The sequence below is a fragment of the Quyinboa ferrireducens genome, assembly GCF_042436675.1.
GTDB lineage: Bacteria > Bacteroidota > Bacteroidia > Bacteroidales > UBA5342 > JBHJHP01.
Window position 1 is genome coordinate 67,015 of sequence record NZ_JBHMVA010000003.1, and the last position, 19,581, is coordinate 86,595.

The following is a 19,581-nucleotide window of genomic DNA, read 5'->3' on the forward strand; positions in this document are numbered from 1 at the left end:
CCAATATACGCATTAAATACCTATGTGGCGCGAAATTACCAGCTTTAATATTTCCGATGTACCCTCACCAATCTGAAGGATACGCTGATCACGGTAAAAACGTTCTATATCGTTTTCATCTGTTAATCCATAAGCACCAAATATCTGAACTGCCTCATCTGCCACTTCTTTAGCAATTTCAGAACAATATAGTTTGGATATCGCGGCCTCTCTTCCAAATGGTTCACCCTGATCCTTTAACCAACAAGCGTTATACAAAGTATTCCTGGCCAGTTCAATTTTTTTATTCATATCAGCCAGCTTAAATGCCACCGTCTGAAATTTAGATATCGGACGGCCAAACTGGTTACGGTTCAACGCATATTCTTTTGCCATTTCGTAAGCTCCCTGTGCCAGTCCAAGCCCCATTGCTGCTATAGATAACCTACCGCCATCCAATGTTTCAAGCATGATTCTTGCACCCTGTCCCTTTTCCCCAAGCAGATTTTCTTTGGGCACAATACTGTTTTGAAAGAATAATCTTCCGGTGTCAGCGGCACGCCACATGAGTTTACCTGATATAAAACCGCGGGTAAAGCCTTTGGTATCCTTATCAACCAGAATTGCTGATAATTCCGGTTTGCCATTCTTTTCACCTGTTACAGCCTGAATTGTTACACCTGCAGACATGTCTGATGCGGAATTGGTAATGAATATTTTTGAACCGTTGATCAACCATTTATCACCCTGCAATTCTGCTTTGGTTTTAACGCCCTGAGCATCAGAACCTGCTGTCGGTTCTGTTATACCGAAAGCCCATAACTGATCTCCTGATGCAAGTTTTGGCAGGTACTTTTCCTTTTGTGCATCAGTGCCATATTTATAAATTGGATATAAACCAAGTGAATTATGAGCCGCAATGGTAGCAGCCTGAGAGCCGTCAACACGTGCAAGTTCCTCAACAGCAATTATATATGACAACGTGTCAAGCTCCTGTCCTCCATAAACCTTAGGAATCTGAATACCCAGCAAACCCAACTTTCCCATCTTTTTAGTTAATTCAACAGAAAAGCGGTTTTCCTTATCCAGCTGTCGTGCAATACCCTTAATCTCCTTTTCAGCAAACGTGCGTATTTTTTCTCTGTAGTTTCTGTGATCGTCCGTAATTAACGGATGTCTGTTAATACTATCCATTCAGTTTTTATTTATTCTAAACTATAACAATGTCGTACCGTTTTTGTTGTTCTAAATAAGGCGTGACGCTTAACAAACATCATTGAACAGTCTTATGTTTAATCCTGATGATTTTTTTATGATCATATAGTGAATGTGTAGATTACATTGAACAATGTCAATAAATGTTAAACAAGTGCATGAATTTATAGGCTATCCCATGTTTCAACCTATTATTCCAAAGCATGACACTCTGCACGATTAAAAATTTTGTTGTAATTTGAACCTAAATATTAAACTCTTATTTTTCCGTTATGACCCGAAAGAATTTAGTCCATTTAATGCTAACGGTCTTAGTTTTGATCGGTTTCGCATGCAAAAACAAACCAAAAGAACAATGTGCTGCAATAGAAGAAATTACAATTCCGGAGCTACAAGAATGTTATAAAGAAGGCACTAGAAGCGTTTCTGAAGTAGTAGCATATTACATTGAGCGTATCAAGACCATCGACTGGGACGGACCTGAATTGCATTCGGTCATAATGATTAATCCTGATGCGGTTGAAATTGCTGCAACACTGGATGAAGAACTCAAAAACGGACATTCAAGAGGGCCACTTCATGGGATTCCGGTTTTACTAAAGGACAATATCGATACGCATGACATGATGGAAACCACAGGTGGTTCAAGGGCTTTACTGGGATCCTATCCGACAAAAGACAGTTGGGTAGCAGCTAAACTGCGTGAAGCCGGTGCTGTAATCCTGGGTAAAACGAACTTAAGTGAGTGGGCCAATTTCAGATCATTCAATTCGTCCAGTGGCTGGAGCGGCGTAGGTGGTCAAACAAAAAATCCATACGTATTGACCCAAAATCCTTGCGGATCAAGTTCCGGTTCAGGAGTTGCTGTTTCTGCTAATCTGTGCATGGTGGCCATTGGCACAGAGACCAACGGATCCATTGTCTGTCCTTCCGGTGCAAACGGAATAGTTGGGATCAAGCCTACTGTGGGATTGATAAGCAGATCGGGAATTATTCCTATATCTTTCACGCAGGATACTCCGGGTCCTATGGCAAGAACCGTAACCGATGCAGCCATCTGTCTTGGATCACTAACAGGTATCGATTCTACCGATAGCAAAACATTTATGAGTAAAGGTATGCGTGAAAAGGATTATTCACAATATCTCAATCCAAAGGGACTTAAGGGTAAAAGAATAGCCGTGTATACAGGCCCGATTGGCATACTACCTGAGGTAGATTCACTTATGAGACTGGCAATAAAGGATATGAAATCCGGCGGTGCTGAATTTGTAACAGACATTCATTCGGTATTTGATACGTTAGCCTCGGATTATTCATTTGATGTTTTGTTATATGAATTTAAAGATGGCATTAACAATTACCTAGCTGCTCTCGGTGAAGCTGCACCTGTAAAATCGCTGTCAGAAATAATAGCCTTTAATAATTCTGATTCTGTTGAACTTAAATATTTCGATCAGAAAATACTTGAAATTGCTGAAGAAAAAGGAGATTTAACTTCACCCGAATATCAGAAGGCTTTAATGAAAATGAAAGAGATGGTAACAACAGGCGGTATTGACAAACTAATGGATGAATATGATCTGGATGCGATTATTGCACCTACCGGTTCACCGGCATGGCGAACTGACCTTGAAAACGGAGACAGCTTTGTACTTTCAAGTTCATCTCCTGCTGCCATGGCCGGATATCCCAATATCACAATTCCCATGGGATTTGTAAATGAACTCCCCGTTGGCATTTCGATTTTCGGCAGGGCATGGAGTGAACCAATACTGATTGAAATTGCATATGCTTATGAACAGGAAAACAAACACCGCAAAGCACCAAAATTTTTAAATTAATCGGATTGGGACTTCTCGCTACGCCCGAAGTGACAATCATTCATAAGTATACCGCGGATGCTAACCGAATCTTTAATTATGTTAGTACTTGCTGCATCCGCGAGGAGAAAAATGTTAGTGTCATTTCGAACGGAGTGAGAAATCTAAAAATTATTGCAACACAACGAACAGTAACAGATCTGCCCTCGTTTATTCATTTCAGTTGATTATATTTGAAATGAAATTGAGGCTGTCCAAAAAGTAATATTTGAAAAAATTTTACTTATGGATTGTAAGTAGCTTTTTATAAATCACCCCTAAGTCCCCTTGAGCCTCCGCTAAAGCTTCAGCGACACGCGGAAAGGGGACTTAAAGCCTCCCACTTTAGGGGAGGTTTGGAGGGGTATAAAGAAGAATAACTTTCAATTTATAAGTTCATAATATTTTTATTTGTCTTCTTAGACTGCCTCATAAAGCACAGTTTATGCAAACAACCACACGCAGTAAGTTTCCTCCTATCATAATCATAGGTGCACTTTTTTTTATATTTGGTTTTGTTACATGGTTAAACAGTATCCTGATTCCATACCTGCAAATATCCTGTGAACTCACCAATTTTGAAGCCATGTTCGTTGCTTTTATGTTTTACATTTCTTATTTCTTTATGGCTCTGCCATCGGCATGGATACTAAAACGAACAGGATACAAAAACGGGATGATGATCGGACTGTTTGTGATGTCATTTGGAACAATATTGTTTGTCCCTGCTGCTTTATCGAGAACTTATTCGGTTTTTTTATCTGGCTTATTTATCATGGGAACCGGACTTGCATTATTGCAAACAGCGGCCAATCCATACGTCACTATTTTAGGTCCTATCGAAAGTGCAGCAAAACGCATCAGCATTATGGGAATCTGCAATAAACTGGCCGGGGCCATTGCACCTCTCATTCTGGCCTATTACATTCTGAATGATGTTGATACTCTGACCAATAGTCTGGAGTTAATGGGAGCTGACGAAAGAATTATTACATTAAATGCTCTGGCCAGGCGAGTTATTGGACCATACATAGTGATGACAATCGCTCTTATTGCCATGGGAATTGGCGTAAAATTATCGCCTTTACCACAAATTGAACCCGACAAAAATGAAACGGTATCGGCTAAAAAAGACTCACATAAAACTGTTTTTAGCTATCCTAATCTTATTCTCGGCGTTATAGCACTGTTCTTTTATGTTGGTGTTGAAGTCATTGCCGGTGACACAATTGTGCGTCATGGGAATGCGATGGGAATCAGCATGAACCTGGCTAAAACATTTACATCTGCAACCATGGTGTTTATGACAATCGGTTATATCATTGGAATCATTACCGTTCCTAAATACATCAGTCAACAGGGAATACTTAAAATATCAGCCATATCAGGAATCTTGTTTTCCTTGGCAGCGATACTCCTAAAAGGTGAAATTTCAGTAGTCTTTATTGCCTTACTCGGACTTTCGAATGCAATGGTCTGGCCAGCAATATGGCCTCTGGCACTTAACGGTTTAGGTAAACATACTAATACTGGCTCTGCTATGCTGATAATGGCTATTCTTGGCGGTGCCCTTCTACCATTGTTATGGGGAAAACTTTTCGACCTTTACAATTCACAGGTAGCATACTGGATACTGGTTCCGTCATACCTGTTTATCCTGTATTATGCTATCAAAGGATATAAAATCCGGGGATGAATTTATTCACAGTTTATAAAGGTCGCTTGCTGCAATCAGTTCCAGTTTATGAGACTGCAAAACTTTAATGCACTGTTTAATATTATCAGGCTTTAATATAACATGAGCACTTTCATTTACTGAAAATGCATACAGATATTCAATCTCTAACCCTTCTCTGGAGATAATCTGAAGTGCTTTTGCAAGAGCTCCCGGTTCATTGGGACAACATAAACCTATTACCTCCGAAATCTTTACAGTAAATCCTGCAGCCTTAAGCACATTATATGCTTCCTTAGGGTCGGAAACAATCATTCTAAGGATTCCAAAATCAGAGGTATCGGCCAAAGTATACGCCGACATATTGATTCCTGCATCGCCAAGAAACTGAGCTACCTCAGTCAGCCGGCCGGTTTTGTTTTCTAAAAAAACTGAAAGTTGTTTCGCTATCATGATAGTATGTTATGTGTTTATTCTGTTGTGTCCTGTGTCTTGTGTCTCAATCATAATTTTCTGTTATCAATTACGCGTTTTGATTTCCCGGCTGTACGCTCAATTGTTTTTGGCTCCACCAGCTTTACATTAACAGAAATGCCAAGTGTTGACTGAATATTATGCCTGATTTTTTTACTCAATTCCTGCAGTACACGGATCTCATCAGAGAAAAACTGTTCCTGAACTTCCACCAATACCGTCAGCGTGTCCAGCGTTCCCTCACGTTCAACAATAAGCTGATAATGCGGCTCTGTTTCGCTCATTTCAAGCAATACACTTTCAATTTGGGAAGGAAATACGTTTACTCCCCTGATAATTAACATATCATCCGAACGGCCGGTACATTTTTTCATTCTAACCAGGGTTCTGCCACATTTACACGTTTCAAAATTCAATGACGTTAAATCCCGTGTCCTGTAACGGATCAAAGGTAAACCTTCCTTGGTAATGGTTGTAAATACCAGCTCGCCTTCATGTCCTTCCGGGAGAGGTTTTAGTGTAACCGGATCAATGATCTCAGGGATAAAATGATCTTCGTTGATGTGCAACCCGCATTGATGCTCACATTCAAAAGATACACCAGGACCTATTATTTCACTGAGGCCATAAATATCAATGGCTTTTATCTCCAGTTTTTGTTCTATTTCACGGCGCATGGTTTCGGTCCAGGGTTCCGCACCAAAAACACCTACCCGTAAATTCAGTTTCTTGCGATCGATCTTTTTTTCTTTGATCGCTTCTGCCAGAAAAAGTGCATAGGATGGTGTACAGGCGATAACATTGGTGCCGAAATCTTCCATCAACTGAAGCTGTTTATCTGTATTACCACCCGAAATTGGAATAACGGAGGCACCTATTTTTTCAGCACCATAATGTGCTCCCAGGCCTCCTGTAAAAAGACCGTATCCATATGCTATCTGTATGAAGTCGCTCTTTACCACTCCTGCTCCGGAAAAAGTCCGTGCCATCACTTCGCTCCATGTACCAATGTCCTTTCTGGTGTAACCAACAACCGTTGGTTTTCCCGTGGTTCCTGAAGAAGCATGCACCCTGACTATCTCACTCATCGGAACGCTGAACATACCAAAAGGATAATTATCTCTCAAATCGGTTTTTAATGTAAACGGAAGTCTTTGTAAATCTTCAACAGATTTAATATCGTCCGGTGCCAGGTTCAGTTCCTGAAGTTTTTTTCTGTAGAAAGGAGAATTGTGGTAAACTCTTTCAATCATATCATGGAGTCGCTTCCCCTGAACAATTCGCATTGATTCACGGTCCATGCATTCAAACGTTTCATTCCAGATCATGTGAGATTAATTTGAGTATAGTAAATTGTTTTGGAACGTATAAAACTATAAAATAAACGGCTTCTTAAAACACTTTGGCATAATTTAAAGACGTTCTAAATTTAATATGCAGAAATTTAAAATGCCATTAATTAGCAAGGTCGTGATCCTTTCATTCTGATTACAAACATTATTCATCATGACTTTTGGAAAGCTTCGATTTTATTATCTTTGCCACACTAAAAAATCAGGTTAAGCATTTTGCTTTACCAGACACATAAATAAAACAGAAATATGTCAACCGTTCGCGTAAGATTTGCACCAAGTCCAACTGGCCCGTTACATATGGGCGGAGTAAGAACAGCATTATTCAACTATCTTTTCGCAAAAAAAAATAACGGAACTTTTGTTCTTCGTATTGAAGATACAGATCAAAACCGCTTTGTACCCGGAGCAGAGGAATACATTATTGAATCACTAAAATGGTGTGGTATTTCACCTGAAGAAGGAGTCGGTTTTGGTAATGGTTCATTTGGTCCTTACAGGCAAAGCGAAAGGCGTGCTATTTATAAGGAATACAGCGAAAAACTCGTAAACAGTGGCTGGGCATATTATGCGTTTGATACACCGGAAGAATTAAATAATATCCGGTCATCCTATGAAGCAGGGAAAAAGACATTCATCTATAATCACACATCCCGTGGGAGCTTAAAAAACTCGCTTACCTTGAGCGACGATGAAGTTAAGGCAAAAATCAGTGCAGGTGAGGCTCACGTCGTACGTTTTAAGATGCCGGAAAATGAGACAGTAACAATCAGCGATATTGTTCGTGGTGATGTAACTTTCAATACCGGCGATCTGGACGATAAAATTCTGTTTAAAGCTGACGGATTACCAACCTATCACCTTGCTAACGTAGTTGATGATTACCTCATGCAAATCTCACACGTAATCCGTGGTGAAGAATGGTTACCGTCTCTCCCGCTTCATGCATTGCTTTACAGGGCTTTTGGCTGGGAGGATAAACGTCCGGAATTTGCTCATTTACCATTGATACTGAAACCGGTTGGACAAGGGAAACTTAGTAAACGTGACGGTGATAAAATGGGATTTCCGGTTTTTCCTCTTCAGTGGGCTGATCCGGAAAGCGGTGAAATTTCATCAGGATACCGCGAAGATGGCTATCTTCCGGAAGCATTTATTAATATGCTTGCCTTGCTGGGATGGAACCCGGGAACGGATCAGGAAATATTCTCGCTGGAAGAACTGAGCCAGATTTTTACGCTGGAGCGGGTGGGCAAATCAGGTTCAAAGTTTGACCCAGAAAAAACAAAATGGTTTAACCACCAGTATCTTGTGAATCTGGATAATCATAGCATTGCAGATCTTTACATGCCACTGCTTAAAGAAAAAGGAATTTCAGTTGATCAGGACAAACTTGCATTTATTTGCGGACTGGTTAAAGAAAGAGCAACCTTTGTTAAGGATTTATGGGAACAGTCATCATTTTTCTTTGAAGCTCCCGAGAGCTACGATGAAAAAACTGTCCGTAAGCGCTGGAAAGAACAAACCCCGGAGTTAATGCAACAACTGATTTCGGTTCTTGAAAAAGTTGAAATATTTGATACTGAACATACTGAAGAAGCGGTTAAAAACTGGATTACCGAAAACGAACTGGGTATGGGTGCCATAATGAATGCATTCCGCTTAGCAATTGTTGGTGAAGGTAAAGGGCCGCATATGTTTGACATTATTGCAATCATAGGCAAAGAAGAAACCATTCGCCGTTTGAAGAAAGCTATAGAAGTACTACCATAAAAACGATCTTCGGGTACTTTCAGATTTAATGGTCAGGTCTCCCGGAATCAGTTTTCCGATATCGGCAACACGTAAATGAATGATTCCGGCTTCTCGCCTGGATCGGATAATAACCTGACATTTGCCATTGTATGTGGATTTTACTGGTCCCTGAAAACTTTCTGTGTTCTGCGGATTTCCATTACCAATTCCCACAATTTCTCCGGGTCCATCCACCTGAAAATTTAAAGGGATTCTGTAATTTGGATTCAGAGCACCTTTATCATCGTGAATTTCAACATCCACAAATACCAAATCCTGCCCGTCTGCCAACATTTCGCTTTTTGAAGGTTTTAATACAATAACAGAGGGAAATCCTGCGGTTTTCAGAGTCGATGTTACTTCAGTTTTTTGGTTATTAATCCCGGCAGCAACCAATGTTCCAGGTTCATACTTCACTAAAAAAGTAACCGTATTTTTCATCGCCGGGGTCACTTCTTTTCCTGCCACTTCCTTACCGTTACTAAACAGTTTTACTTCGCTGCAATTTGTATAAACCACAGCTTCGAAAAACAACGATTCATATCCGTTCCAGGTCCAGACAGGACTAACATCATCCCAGCCCCATGCTATTTTACTGCGTTCTCCAAACAATGGTTTGGGATTTCTTACAAACAAATGAACTTCCGGTCTGGAACTCCAAAGCGTTGAACGATACTCTGCCTGAGGTCTTTTATTACCTGTAATATCGAAATCCCCGCAATATGCAGTAGTCCATGGATATAATATTTCCGGCTCATTCTGTCTGCTGTATTGCCCTAACCCGACATCTCCTAAATAATCAAATGCCGACCAGACGAAATCACCAATGACATAAGGATATTTTAGAACACTTTCCCAATAATTCCATGCCTCATACGGATAAGATGATGAATTCCATATTACTCTGGCGGGTACACGTTTATGATCTGCTGCATAGCTTTCCATTTCATAATTATAACCGGCAACATCCATCGTGCTAAAAAAGTTGTCAGCCCTTTTCCATTCAACTTTTCCCTTGCTGATTCCCGCAGTCACAGGTCGGGTATTATCATATTTTTTTATCTGATCTGATAACATTTTTGCCATATCCTCTACACCCGGATCAAACCGCTCAGGCACATCATCGCCAATGCTCCACATAATAACAGAGGGATGATTTCTGTCACGTAAAATAACCGATGTCAGATCGTCTTTCCAGTTATCATCAAAATACATATGATAATCCTGCGGCAACCTTGCCACACGCCATACGTCAAAGGTTTCCTCAACCACCATCATTCCCAGTTGATCGCAGGCATCCAGCAATCCTGACGAAGGTGGCGCATGAACAATCCTTACTGCATTATAACCTGCATCTTTCAACAATCTTACTTTTCTGTATTCTGCAGCATCAAATGATTTTGATCCAAGCGCGCCATTATCAGGCTGCAAGTTTCCACCTTTTAATACAATTGATTCACCGTTAATTCTCAATCCTTTATCCGGAGAAATATCTATGGTTCTCAATCCAAATGTAATGATATGCCCATCCATTGGTTTCAAACCTGAAAATAACGAAGAACGTAAGGTATACAAATTGGGGTGATCCGGACTCCAGAGTTTTGCATGGTCAATGTTCATCTTCATATTAAATTCATGAGGTCCACCAGCAAATACATTGATCATTTTTTCCTGAACGTGTACCTCCTCCCCATTTGCATCCTCTATCTGAACCAGCCATCGAAGCAAAATGGTATCTGAGGTAATATTCTTTACCCCGGCAACAAAATTTATGGCAGAAGATGCCGTGTCAACTTTCGGATAATCAATCCTGCAATACCGGTCATCGTGAAAGACCCTTTCACTCTTAATCAGCCATAAATGTCTGTATATACCGGAGCCGGAATACCAGCGACTGTTTTTACCGGTATTACTTACTTTAACGGCCAGCACGTTATCTTCTCCCGGTCTGATATATTCTGTTACATCGTATTCAAATGGCGTATAACCGTTGTTATGAATACCCATTTTGTGACCATTTATCCAGACCTCGGCATCTTTATAAACGCCATCGAATTTTAACCGGAATGCCCTGTTTATATCATTTTCGCTGACCCGAAATATTTTACGGTACCAGCCAGTGCCTCCAATCGTGTATCCGGTCTCAGGACCACCCTCGCTGTAAGAATCATAGGGACCACTGATTTTACGAATCGGTTTATCTTTATATATTCCCCCTTCACCAGTTTCCCGGAAGATACGTAAAGCCAATACATTTCTGCCGTTATAATTAATTGCAGACGGAGGAATCATATAAACCCTTTCTTCATTCTTTGCAGAAATAAATGCTGGTGGCATTTGTCCGCTTGAGCCAACCAGTTTACCATTGAAATAGAGTTCATCGGCATCACCTATTTTACCCAGTTGAACCGAAATATTTTTACCACGATCTTCTTCACCCAAAGATATTGAACGGCGGTACCATCCCCAGTGTGGATCAGCTTCCGGCAAAGGGTATGTCATCCAGTCAGCGGGAACCTGTACTAAATCCCAGTTTCCTTCAAAAACGCCATACTCTTTATACTCCATGTTATCGCCACGAATAAACTTCCAACGACCTGTAGATAAATTAATCACCTTATCATTTTCATCCGCAACAACAGGTAAATCTTCTATACTCCAGTCGTGCGGAAGGTTAACATCCCGCCATTTTTTATCGTTAAAATCAGATTGAGCAGCTCCGGCAATGGAACCTTTGGTGAATTTCCAGTCAAAATCGAACAACACCGTCTCACGCCCTGAAAACACCTGGGCGCGAAGCACGGACACAATCCATGCTGAAAACACGATTATTGTTACAATTCGTCTGATCATGGTCACTCAAACAGAGTCACCAATTTAGACAAATTGCATCAATTAAAACAATTAAGAAAGGCCTTACTTAAGAAAAGTTGGGAAATTACCCATGCTGACAAAATGTTAATATCAGGCAATCTTAGTCTTATAACCAGCTGATATTTTGCCCTTTGAGATGGCAATTAACTTATTTTTAATCAGTCTGCGTCTTAACGGAGATATTAAGTCCACAAATAACCGGCCGTCAATATGATCATATTCATGCTGAATTACGCGTGCAATCCAACCTTCGTATACTTCATCATGTGCTTCAAAATTCTCATCAAGGTATTTTATTCTTACCCTGTTTTTTCTTAATACACGTTCTCTTATATTCGGAATACTAAGACACCCTTCTTCCTCAAATTCATCATCTCCGGTTTTTTCCACAATTTGAGCGTTAATAAATGCTTTTTTAAACGTTGCAAATTCCGGATTTTCATTTCCCATGATGGAAAGATCAATGACAAACAAACGAATCGACAAACCCACCTGAGGAGCGGCCAAACCTATACCGTCAGCATTATGCATGGTTTGAAACATGTTTTCTATCAATTCATTCAAATGAGGATAGTCAGGTGTAATATCTTCACCAACTTTCCTTAATACAGGGTGTCCGTATACGACTACAGGAAGTATCATTTCATTTACCTTTTTGAATCCAACCAGGATTGTAATATAATTTGTGCACTGATTTCGTCCACCAGTGCTTTATTTTGTCTCTGTTTCTTTTTAAGTCCTCCCATCAACATGGCTTTTTGAGCCAAAACCGAAGTAAAGCGCTCATCCACCAGATCAACAGGAATTGTTTTAAACCGTTTTTTTAAACCATTAACAAATGGCTCCACATACTGCATTGATTCAGCCGGTGTATTATCCAGATTCATTGGCCATCCCACAACAAATGCTTCTATCTCCTCTTTTTCGGCATAAGATTTTAGAAATATATAAATCTGATCACTACTGACTGTTGTTAGTCCCTGGGCAAATAGTTTAAGCGGATCTGTCACTGCAAGACCTACCCTTTTTTTACCGTAATCAATTGCTACTATTCTGCCCATAAAATTTCTTGCAAATATAACCGAATATAATCGTTAATCAACTAACATCTTATGAGCTACCTCATTTGCAATATCCACTCCTTTTAACGCTTCTACTATTTTCAAAGCGAATTTTATTGCCACGCCAGGTCCTCTTCCGGTAACTACCTTACCTGAAATCAAAGCAGGTTCAATAACTTTAACAGCTCCATTGAGGTGATCCTCAAATCCGGGATAACAGGTTGCTTTTTCGCCTTCAAAAATTCCCAAATCTCCAAGTACATAAGGCGCAGCGCATACTGCACCTATCCATTTGCCTTCTTTTTTATACTGCAAAAGCTTTGATTCCAATCCTTTGTGTGCTCTTAAATTATGTGCACCGGGCAGTCCTCCCGGCAATACAAGCATATCTCCTTCAGAATAATCCGCATTTTCAAATAATACATCCGTCATGACAGGTATACTGTGATTTCCGGTAACAAGTTTATTGCCTGTAACCGATATCATTTTAACCGGTATTCCTGCTCTCCGAAGTACATCTACAATAGACACTGCCTCAATTTCCTCGAACCCTTCTGCGAAATGTACATATACCATAGTTTCGTGTTTTATTCAAAAGTTAAAACGTCGCCCGTTCTAACCTGGTTCATACCAAAAGTGTTAAAAAACATTGCCAAAGCGGGCAAATCAGTGCAATGCGACGGATAAACTTCTTTAATATCCAACTGCTTTATCTCTCTTATTGTCTGACGTGTAACTTCATCTGCCTTTTTAAGATGGAATCCTCCCATCACAGCCCTGACTTTTTCAATACCTGTAACCTTTTGGGCATGATTAATCGTATTAACTATTCCGGCATGAGCACATCCAGAAATAACGATCAGTCCGCCTTTTGTTCTTACTGCTACCCCGGTATCGTCAGGAATGTAATCTTCAGTTCCGGCATCATCAATAAAAGCTGTTGATTTAGATTCAAATTTATTCAGCCTGGGAATTTCACCAAGGAACCATATATTCCTGCCTAGCTGAAACGGTTTATCGGTAATATGCAGATCAAACCGCTCCTCAAAATCCGCCCTGTTAAAATCCAGACCAACATAATCTTCATTCCTTTCTTTATGATATCTTTTTTTAAACACCGCAGGATGCGCATAAAGTGGCAGACTTGGCAAGTATTTAAAACCATTGCCATGATCCCAGTGGCCATGGCTCAATACAACAGCATCAATATCGTACAAATCAATTCCAAGTTTATCAGCATTTTTCTTAAACACGTCACCCGGACCGGCATCCAGTAGTATTTTTCTGTCATCGGTTTGAATGTGAAAAGACAATCCATGTTCAGAAAGCATACCTCTTCCCGGGGTATTGTCATTTAATACAGTAATTGTAACCATGATTATCGTTTAAAAAGTGGCAAAGTAAAGAAGAACGTCGTTCCTTTATTTTCAACCGTTTCAAACCAGATATCGCCACCGGAGTTAATCACAATATTTTTTGTGATCGCCAGGCCAAGTCCCATTCCACTGGACTTTGTTGTAAAATTCGGTTCAAACAGTTTACTCCTGGAGTCTTCAGGAATACCTTTTCCGTTATCTGTTATCTGAACACGGGCAAAGCCGTTTTCTTCAGTAACAGTCACAGTTATAATCCCTTTTCGGTCCTGAGGTACAGATTGAATAGCATTCTTAATCAGATTATTAAAGACCTGTTTTAATTGCTCCCTGTCAGCATAAACAAGAATACTTTGACTGCTGTTTTTAAGTGATACTTTAACGTTGGGTGTATCCACGAAAAGATCCACTGCCACACCGGCCCGCTCAATAATATCAACTACTTCCGGTTTTGATTCCGGCATTTTAGAGAACGAAGAAAACTCTGAAGCAATCCGGCTCAGATTATCAATTTGTTCAACCAGTGTTTTGGTTGTTTTTTTGAAAAATTCATTAAACCGTTCATCGCCCTCTGTTCTTGCTCTTTGCAAATGCTGGATACTCAACTTCATTGGCGTTAACGGATTTTTAATCTCATGAGCAATCTGTCTTGCCATCTGCCTCCAGGCCATTGAACGTTCTGAAGTGGCTAACTGTTCAGCACTTTTCTCAAGTTCGTCCACAAGTCGGTTATAATCTTCAACCAGTTGGGCCACTTCGTCTCTGCCATGATAATCTATTTTTTCATTTGCTCCACGCAAACGGAATCCTGCAAGTTTTTCACGGATTAAAAGCAGCGGTCTGGTTATTTCCCGGGTCAACAATACTGTAAGAAATACCGCAATAATGACGAATATAAGATAGATATTCAACAGAACCACAATAAAATCACTCACATCATTTGACAGTTCATCAGAACTTACAAAATACGGCAGGTTAACATAACCCAGAAAGTTATTCTCCCAGTTACTAATGGGCTGATAAGCTGATAAATAATTGAGACCAACCAATGATTCATTGGTCAGCACAAAAGGTTGTTTATCATATTTAAGCTTATAGTAAGATGCAGGATCTATTCTCCGGCTTATTATTTCGCGTTGAAATACTTCAGGCCGGGAGGTAGCAGCCAGTCTTCCATCTGTATCGTATACATTAATGTCTATATACAAGGTATTGGAAAGATTCTGCAACAAAGATGTAAACTCACGTAAATCGATATCATTAAGAGAGCTGACCTGCCCCAGATAGCTATCCAGTGCCACGAGAACACTTTTATTTTTTTCCTGCAACACTTCAAGCTGCTTGTTTTTATATTGCCGTACGTTAAAATATATGGATGTAGCACCTATAAGCATAAAACTCAGAAGCAAAATCAGAATTACATTTTGCCTGATCCTGTATGCGAGTGTCCGGTTGTTTTTGGATCTTTGATTAAATAAACCTGTAAGGAAAATTGCGATATACGTTAAAATGAAAAGGTACAAAAACAGATAAACAAGGAATAATAACGTATCGAATGTTGAGCGTTCTGGCTTAGAAAGCACGAATAACTCATTGTTGCTTGTTTTATAGAACCGGTGAACATATCCGTTAAATACCTGAAGAGTCGTATCATTTTTTACCCAGTCACTTAAGGTATTATACTGGTAATTTCCGGCATAATTCACTAATTTACCGTCAACATACCGTGCAAAACTATAGTCATCATACAGGTTACTGAGATCAATATTATTGTCCGATAAAAGCTCAGGATAACCTATGCCTTTTGAAGTACTACGGGTTTCAAGATCGATAAATAAAGACACCTCATTATCCTGTCCCTGATTATATTTGATCCAGACAAAATAATTAACGCGACCGTTATAATTATCAAGATAGTATACATCAGATTCATTAATTTGCTCACCTATTTCATTAATCATCCCTGAAAAATAGCTGTAACAATCATTATTATCGCCATCCTCTCCCACATACAAATCTGTTCCGGGCCAGCATAATACCACCTGAATATCATATTTACGCCAAAACTCGTTCAGGTAAAACTTACGAAGGTACTCCTGAAGCTGGTCTACTTTTATATCTTCTCCTGAGACCATCTGCTTTATATAGTAATCATTGAAGATTCCTTCCGTTTTATTTATAAGGTTAATTTCAGTTATTGGATCGCGCTCTTTAAGAACACTGAAAGCAAGGTTACCAAGTAAGGTATCTTCCTTAGACCTGTCTGTTTCATCCTGCGTTTGCCAAAACATAATCCACCCCAGAATACTGAACAATAGAATAATGACAAAACGGTTCATAAAATTATAACCACCGGAAGTCCTGCTCCTGATAATATATGAAGCACCAGCAATTGCAATTGCCATCAAAGCTGGTAACGTAAGATTTATATCCCTGATAAAAGTAAACAACACCGTTGATGTGGCAAGAATTGCCAAAGATGAAAAAATGTATACTCTTGCATCTTTAACACAACTGATATATTTAGCAAATGCATCAACAATTAAGAACCATCCACCGAACATCAAAATAAAGATGAGATAAGCTAGTAAAGAATACATATCTACATCCTTAAGTAACTGCAATTGAAAATTGATAACTGAGTGCTCGATTACATTCACATACAATCGAATAATCTCCACAAAAATAACTCCCATCAGAATGGAGAATATCACGTTTTTGACATGAGTCAACTTTCCAAATGCAAACCTTTCCTTAAAAAGCAACGCTGACAGGATCCAGAGCATCCCAAAAACCAGTATCAATCCCAGGTTTTTAAATAACCCCGGCATTGCAAAAACAGAAGGTGAAAATAATTCTGTATAATTCAGCAAAACAGGATATTCCAAACCTCCGATAAATGCCACTATCAAAAAGATAATTCCGAAAGATAGCAGAATAAGAAGGTTTCTCTTTAACTTATTTCTTATTCTGGCAATATGTAACAGGAATGCGCCCCAAATAAAGAGCAGAAACAAAAGAAATGAAAAGAGCCCCACTATTTTGAAAATATTGGCTCTGGTATTAACCGGACCAATATCCAGATAACATAAAATCTGGTTATCAATTCCACGGATACTCGAAGTTTTTCCAAGATTGGTCAAATATATGACCGAATGCTCCGGAATTTCCAGTTCAGGCTGAAAATAACTCTTTATAAATCTATTTTCAATACGGTAAATAAATTCAATGGGATAAAACCCATACAGTGTTTTAGTGCCCACATTTACACTATCCCACACACAATATGAATTGGGAAATTCGACAACCGTATTAGCCAGGTGACCAATCTCAGTTGTATCGATGATTATCTTGTTGGAATTCCAGAATGACATTGCTCCGTCCTGAAAACCAAACAAATAGAATTCTTTTTCCGACTGATGAAGTAATGTATTAAAGTGGTCAATATAAAATGAATCAGAAGCCAGATCCAACCTATAAGAATTCAGCAAATTTTTGAGTTCAGCCTGTTTACTCTGAATGCGAGATTCTATTTTATTTTTTACTTCAGATTTCTTAGGTGGAGACAAATAAATATTTTCAGACAGGAGTCCGGTTATGATAAAAACCGTACTCAGAACCAATAAGGTAATAAAATATTTATTTTGTTTCTCTTTATTCATGATGATAGGGTTCACCTTTTATAATGGAAAATGCCCTGTAAAGCTGTTCTGCAAACAAAACGCGTACCAACTGATGTGAGAATGTCATTTTTGAGAGGGACAATTTATAATTACAACGTTCTTTTACGTCCTCGCTAAAGCCGTAAGGCCCTCCAATAACGAATACCAGCTGTTTAATTCCGCTGTTCATTCGCTTTTGAATATACTCCGCAAAATCAACAGATCGGAGTTCTTTCCCGTTTTCATCCAGTAAAACGAGAAAATCACCCGCCTGCAAATTTTCCAAAATCAGTTTCCCCTCCTGCTCTTTCTGAACTTCTTCCGATCTTTTTTTTGATTTCTTCAGATCAGGAATTGCCAGAATATCAAAATTTATATACCGTTTTATCCGTTTAGTATAAAGCTCTGTACCAACTTTAACATGTTCTGAATCGGTTTTTCCTACAGTTATCAGTTTAATGTTCATCAGTTCCTTTTTATGCAGGCCTTTACAAAGTTAACATTTATCCCAAATTTGTCATTGGATAATGATAAATTTGCCTTTATAGGTGAAGAAAGCATTGGAAAACAAAGCTTTGTCAGGATCAACCCTGACATTGAAAATACAAGAAGATCTTAATCAACAAAAATGTGTAAATTATTTCATTTTCAATCGTCAGCACGGAGTGCAAAAATGGCTAATGACATTTTTGGGTTTACCCAACAACCTGCTAAAAATGCCAAATAATTTTTATTATTGCGTATTGGTATTAAATTTGCATAAGGCAAAAGAAAATTGATGAAACAAATACTTATCATACTTACCTTGGTTTTATCCGCTACATTGCTAAAAGCTCAAACCGTGGATAATCTAACCTCTGCCATTAAAATGGGAAGTGCTGGTCAACTATCACAACTCTTTAATTCTTCTGTCGAGATTGTTATTAATGATGATGATAAAATGTACACTAAACCCCAGGCTCAAATGGTAATGAGCGAATTTTTCAAAAAGAATCCACCGGTCGATTTCAATATTGCCTACGACAGTACACGGGAAGATGCACGATATTTAATCGGAAATCTTACAACAAAGAATAATAAAACATACCGTATTACTTTTTTACTTCGTGGTAAAGGCAGTACAACGTTAATCCATCAGATCAGAATTAAATAAATAATATTCCCTACACATGATTTCAAACGCATACATTGATGCACTCATTGAGCTGGCATTTAAAGAAGACATTGGCGATGGCGACCATTCCACTCTTTCATGTATTCCGGCAGATGCCATAGGAAAATCACGTTTAATAATTAAGGAAGACGGCGTATTAGCAGGTGTTGAAGTAGCTAAACTGGTTTTTCACCGGTTTGATCCGGAATTAAAAATCAATGTTTTTATACAGGACGGATCGCGCGTAAAAGTTGGTGATATTGCTTTCGAAGTAGAAGGAAAAACACAAAGCCTGTTGCAAACCGAGCGTCTGATGCTAAACATTATGCAGCGCATGAGCGGTATTGCAACGCGCACTGCTGTTTACGTGGATAAGCTTAAAGGATTACACACAAAAGTACTTGATACCCGAAAAACAACGCCTGGCATGAGAATTCTGGAAAAGATGGCGGTAAAAATTGGTGGTGGTGAAAATCACAGAATGGGGCTTTTTGATATGGTGATGCTGAAAGACAACCACGTGGACTTTGCCGGAGGTATCGAAAAAGCAATTAAAACCACTCAAAAATATCTGAAGGATCATAACAAAGATCTGAAAATTGAAGTGGAAGTACGTAATTTCGATGAACTGAATCAGGTTCTGGAAGTGGGCGGAATCCACCGGATTATGCTGGATAATTTCAATACCGGGGATACAAAAAAAGCAGTGAACATTATCAACAACAGGTATGAAACAGAATCATCCGGCGGAATTACTCTTGAAACATTACGGGATTATGCTGAATGTGGTGTGGACTATATTTCGGTTGGTGCGCTGACTCATTCCGTAAAAAGTCTGGATATGAGTTTAAAAGCAATTTAAAAAATAAAACTTCATAAACGAAAAAGAAGCCATCTTTAATAGAAAGCCTCTTCTTAAATAATTTCCATTTTGGAATTTTCATGTTTCTTAATCATTATTTACCATTTAGTTTTTGACAAATAGTGATACTTTTATCGACTATATTCAAAACTAAAAGGATAATTGTGATTACAAAAATCACTACTTCCATATAAAAATTTTAAAATTATTCCAAAGCTATTGAAAAAAATTAAATATAGAATAAC

16 protein-coding genes are annotated in these 19,581 nt (G+C 39.0%); 6 read left to right on the plus strand and 10 right to left on the minus strand.

Annotated elements, in window-relative coordinates; all coding sequences use genetic code 11:
• Positions 1-12 precede the first annotated feature (12 nt).
• Positions 13-1,173: an acyl-CoA dehydrogenase family protein gene (locus tag ACE01N_RS06450; protein ID WP_380585995.1), complete on the minus strand. Its 1,161-nt coding sequence runs from the start codon at positions 1,171-1,173 to the stop codon at positions 13-15.
• 320 nt (positions 1,174-1,493) lie between these two features.
• On the opposite strand from ACE01N_RS06450, the gene ACE01N_RS06455 reads away from it, so the two are divergent.
• Positions 1,494-3,038 carry an amidase gene (locus ACE01N_RS06455; protein WP_380585997.1) on the plus strand — a complete coding sequence of 515 codons (1,545 nt, stop codon included), beginning with the start codon at positions 1,494-1,496 and terminating at the stop codon, positions 3,036-3,038.
• Positions 3,039-3,501: 463 nt separating this feature from the next.
• A complete protein-coding gene (locus tag ACE01N_RS06460) occupies positions 3,502-4,752 on the plus strand; it encodes a sugar MFS transporter (RefSeq protein ID WP_375728477.1) in 1,251 nt (416 codons plus the stop codon).
• 6 nt (positions 4,753-4,758) lie between these two features.
• On the opposite strand, the gene ACE01N_RS06465 is transcribed toward ACE01N_RS06460, so the two are convergent.
• Both ACE01N_RS06465 and ACE01N_RS06470 read right to left on the minus strand, forming a co-directional pair.
• Positions 4,759-5,184 (minus strand): acetolactate synthase, encoded by a 426-nt coding sequence (locus ACE01N_RS06465; RefSeq protein ID WP_375728476.1) that lies wholly within the window; start codon positions 5,182-5,184, stop codon positions 4,759-4,761.
• Positions 5,185-5,234: 50 nt separating this feature from the next.
• On the minus strand, positions 5,235-6,506 hold the full coding sequence (locus ACE01N_RS06470) for a phenylacetate--CoA ligase family protein (protein ID WP_380586000.1): 1,272 nt from the start codon (positions 6,504-6,506) through the stop codon (positions 5,235-5,237).
• Positions 6,507-6,806: 300 nt separating this feature from the next.
• On the opposite strand from ACE01N_RS06470, the gene gltX reads away from it, so the two are divergent.
• Complete coding sequence (gene gltX / locus ACE01N_RS06475; RefSeq protein WP_380586002.1) at positions 6,807-8,330, plus strand: glutamate--tRNA ligase; 1,524 nt, start codon at positions 6,807-6,809, stop codon at positions 8,328-8,330.
• Here the strand turns inward: gltX and ACE01N_RS06480 are convergent.
• From ACE01N_RS06480 to rlmH, 7 genes are all read right to left on the minus strand, one after another.
• Positions 8,322-11,204 (minus strand): glycoside hydrolase family 2 TIM barrel-domain containing protein, encoded by a 2,883-nt coding sequence (locus ACE01N_RS06480; RefSeq protein WP_380586004.1) that lies wholly within the window; start codon positions 11,202-11,204, stop codon positions 8,322-8,324. The genes gltX and ACE01N_RS06480 overlap by 9 nt on opposite strands.
• 111 nt (positions 11,205-11,315) lie before the next feature.
• Positions 11,316-11,867, minus strand: coding sequence for a peptide deformylase (gene def, locus ACE01N_RS06485; protein ID WP_380586006.1), 552 nt, complete (start codon positions 11,865-11,867; stop codon positions 11,316-11,318).
• Positions 11,868-11,872: 5 nt separating this feature from the next.
• Positions 11,873-12,286: a Holliday junction resolvase RuvX gene (gene ruvX / locus ACE01N_RS06490; RefSeq protein ID WP_380586008.1), complete on the minus strand. Its 414-nt coding sequence runs from the start codon at positions 12,284-12,286 to the stop codon at positions 11,873-11,875.
• Between the two features lie 33 nt (positions 12,287-12,319).
• Entirely contained in the window at positions 12,320-12,862 is a 543-nt protein-coding gene (locus tag ACE01N_RS06495; protein ID WP_380586010.1) for a DJ-1 family glyoxalase III, read from the minus strand.
• 11 nt (positions 12,863-12,873) lie between these two features.
• A complete protein-coding gene (locus tag ACE01N_RS06500; RefSeq protein ID WP_380586012.1) occupies positions 12,874-13,662 on the minus strand; it encodes an MBL fold metallo-hydrolase in 789 nt (262 codons plus the stop codon).
• A gap of 2 nt (positions 13,663-13,664) precedes the next feature.
• Positions 13,665-17,321, minus strand: a complete 3,657-nt coding sequence (locus tag ACE01N_RS06505; protein ID WP_380586014.1) for a sensor histidine kinase — start codon at positions 17,319-17,321, stop codon at positions 13,665-13,667.
• A complete protein-coding gene (rlmH, locus tag ACE01N_RS06510; RefSeq protein WP_380586016.1) occupies positions 17,314-17,787 on the minus strand; it encodes a 23S rRNA (pseudouridine(1915)-N(3))-methyltransferase RlmH in 474 nt (157 codons plus the stop codon). Before rlmH ends, ACE01N_RS06505 begins: the two co-directional genes overlap by 8 nt.
• 82 nt (positions 17,788-17,869) lie before the next feature.
• Here rlmH and ACE01N_RS06515 point away from each other — a divergent pair, with 82 nt between their 5' ends.
• The 3 genes from ACE01N_RS06515 to nadC are packed head-to-tail and all read left to right on the plus strand — an operon-like array spanning position 17,870 to position 19,336.
• Positions 17,870-18,100 carry a hypothetical protein gene (locus tag ACE01N_RS06515; protein ID WP_380586018.1) on the plus strand — a complete coding sequence of 77 codons (231 nt, stop codon included), beginning with the start codon at positions 17,870-17,872 and terminating at the stop codon, positions 18,098-18,100.
• Entirely contained in the window at positions 18,100-18,474 is a 375-nt protein-coding gene (locus ACE01N_RS06520; protein ID WP_375728466.1) for a DUF4783 domain-containing protein, read from the plus strand. Before ACE01N_RS06515 ends, ACE01N_RS06520 begins: the two co-directional genes overlap by 1 nt.
• A gap of 16 nt (positions 18,475-18,490) precedes the next feature.
• Positions 18,491-19,336, plus strand: a complete 846-nt coding sequence (nadC, locus tag ACE01N_RS06525; RefSeq protein ID WP_380586021.1) for a carboxylating nicotinate-nucleotide diphosphorylase — start codon at positions 18,491-18,493, stop codon at positions 19,334-19,336.
• Positions 19,337-19,581: the final 245 nt, after the last annotated feature.

Bases quoted from the DNA above. Each gene is read 5' to 3' on its own strand.
- gltX (WP_380586002.1), top strand. From the start codon at position 6,807: ATGTCAACCGTTCGCGTAAGATTTGCACCAAGTCCAACTGGCCCGTTA.
- ACE01N_RS06500 (WP_380586012.1), bottom strand. From the start codon at position 13,662: ATGGTTACAATTACTGTATTAAATGACAATACCCCGGGAAGAGGTATG.
- ACE01N_RS06465 (WP_375728476.1), bottom strand. From the start codon at position 5,184: ATGATAGCGAAACAACTTTCAGTTTTTTTAGAAAACAAAACCGGCCGG.
- ACE01N_RS06480 (WP_380586004.1), bottom strand. From the start codon at position 11,204: ATGATCAGACGAATTGTAACAATAATCGTGTTTTCAGCATGGATTGTG.
- ACE01N_RS06495 (WP_380586010.1), bottom strand. From the start codon at position 12,862: ATGGTATATGTACATTTCGCAGAAGGGTTCGAGGAAATTGAGGCAGTG.
- ACE01N_RS06520 (WP_375728466.1), top strand. From the start codon at position 18,100: ATGAAACAAATACTTATCATACTTACCTTGGTTTTATCCGCTACATTG.
- nadC (WP_380586021.1), top strand. From the start codon at position 18,491: ATGATTTCAAACGCATACATTGATGCACTCATTGAGCTGGCATTTAAA.
- ACE01N_RS06450 (WP_380585995.1), bottom strand. From the start codon at position 1,173: ATGGATAGTATTAACAGACATCCGTTAATTACGGACGATCACAGAAAC.
- ACE01N_RS06470 (WP_380586000.1), bottom strand. From the start codon at position 6,506: ATGGACCGTGAATCAATGCGAATTGTTCAGGGGAAGCGACTCCATGAT.
- ruvX (WP_380586008.1), bottom strand. From the start codon at position 12,286: ATGGGCAGAATAGTAGCAATTGATTACGGTAAAAAAAGGGTAGGTCTT.
- ACE01N_RS06460 (WP_375728477.1), top strand. From the start codon at position 3,502: ATGCAAACAACCACACGCAGTAAGTTTCCTCCTATCATAATCATAGGT.
- def (WP_380586006.1), bottom strand. From the start codon at position 11,867: ATGATACTTCCTGTAGTCGTATACGGACACCCTGTATTAAGGAAAGTT.
- ACE01N_RS06505 (WP_380586014.1), bottom strand. From the start codon at position 17,321: ATGAATAAAGAGAAACAAAATAAATATTTTATTACCTTATTGGTTCTG.
- rlmH (WP_380586016.1), bottom strand. From the start codon at position 17,787: ATGAACATTAAACTGATAACTGTAGGAAAAACCGATTCAGAACATGTT.
- ACE01N_RS06455 (WP_380585997.1), top strand. From the start codon at position 1,494: ATGCTAACGGTCTTAGTTTTGATCGGTTTCGCATGCAAAAACAAACCA.